This window comes from Methylobacter sp. BlB1 (assembly GCF_015476545.1).
GTDB lineage: Bacteria > Pseudomonadota > Gammaproteobacteria > Methylococcales > Methylomonadaceae > Methylobacter.
Map to the genome: position 1 here is coordinate 1 of NZ_JADMKV010000157.1, position 1,552 is coordinate 1,552.

1 protein-coding gene is annotated in these 1,552 nt (G+C 51.7%); it reads right to left on the bottom strand.

The features are described 5' to 3' along the window. Positions 1 to 294 precede the first annotated feature (294 nt). The coding region (locus IT781_RS21775) for an alpha/beta hydrolase (protein WP_194972267.1) at positions 295 to 1,552 on the bottom strand (1,258 nt) is incomplete at its 5' end.

Consider the following 1,552-nt stretch of genomic DNA (forward strand, 5'->3'; position numbering starts at 1 on the left):
TTTGTAGCCACTTATGCTTGTCATGAAACAAATTGAAGTCATCCGAAGCGTTACGCGCTGCTTCGATATGAAGCTGATCGAAAATAAACGGTTGATTATTCATTAGTTCGTCTCCTTGATTCACATCCGGCGAGACATTTCTGTCCCGCCCGTTTTAGTTATTACATTATCGATAAGGATGCAGTGGAGTATAAAGATAACGTTGTTTCAGGCGTTAGAGACGGGGTAAAAGCCCCCGCCTCGCAGAGCATCAACTTCCATTAACACCTATAAGCCATCTCGAACCAATATAACTCATAGACACGATGCCTTAGTCAGCCAACCGTATAAATCACCCACATCCACTAAAACACGTTCAGGGCCTAAGTAATAAACATGGTTGTCACTGGCTGATACCCCTACATAAGAGTCTGTCTGGCTGTAATGGCGATAAGTATAGGGCGATTGAAATTGTGATTTTGCCCCAGCTGGAGAAAATAAGTTTGAGTAATTACTTTCCGCCCAATCCAGAAGACACTCTGTGCGGGACTTGTGTCCAAGGATGCTTTGCATCATCTGCTGCCTCGCATCCACTTTGTCATCTTTAAGCGCAGGTTCAGGGGTAGCCGCTTGTGAAGATATGTCGCCGGAGGATGCCAGTTCGGCCGATGTATAGGCGAAAGGTGCAACATCTTGCTGGCAGCTAGCTCCAGCCCCGGGAATCTTGGAGGTGAGCAGATAGTTAGACACAACCCGGTCCACGCAGGATGAAAGAAACAGTGACGTATGTCCCCAGCCTTCGAGCGTCAGCAGGGCTGAATTGGGCAGGAGGCCGTGCGTTTGCACGGCACCTTCATACGGTGTTAAGGGGTCGAAACGGTTGGCGACAAGGAGTATCGGCCTTGAGGACTTGCGGGTAAACGGGCCGAGATAACGGTCTGGATCGTTACCCTGCCAAACGGCACAAGGGCTGGATTGCCAGGCCGTGAGGCGCCCAAATACCCCATCATTGGCCTCAGCGGCTTCTCCCGCTGAAGACCAGGCCGCGTAATTATCGGGATTGATGGAATCGCTGCACATGACCGCGAATTGCTGGGCGGCGAGTGCCTTATCATCGGGACTGGGTATGTCGCCTAGGGCAGCAAATAAAGCAGCAAATGCACGTCCCGCTCTAATAGCCGCGTCTTCAGAACCGGTGATAATAGTGGCGTGAATTTCATTCAAGACGTTCGCCAGCAGCGGCCATCCAGATGAATGCACCAGCGCGCTGAAAACCGTTTCAAGGAATCGGTCATAGGTCAGGTCGACGGGACCGAAGATCGGATGAATTATCTGGACAGGCCTCGTCCGCAAGTGATTGACCAGGAAATCAAAATTACTGGCCGCGGCATTGCCGAAGGGACACTGAGCGACACCCGCTTGATCGCAAAGTCGCAAGAATTCATTCAGCGTCGCCTGCGCCCCTTCATCTCTGGGAAGCCTCGTGGTAACGGGCAGGTTATAGCCCTCGTTGCCATAGCCGGTAGTGTAGGCTATGGGATCAACAACGCCGTCCAGAACCATGGCCCGGATC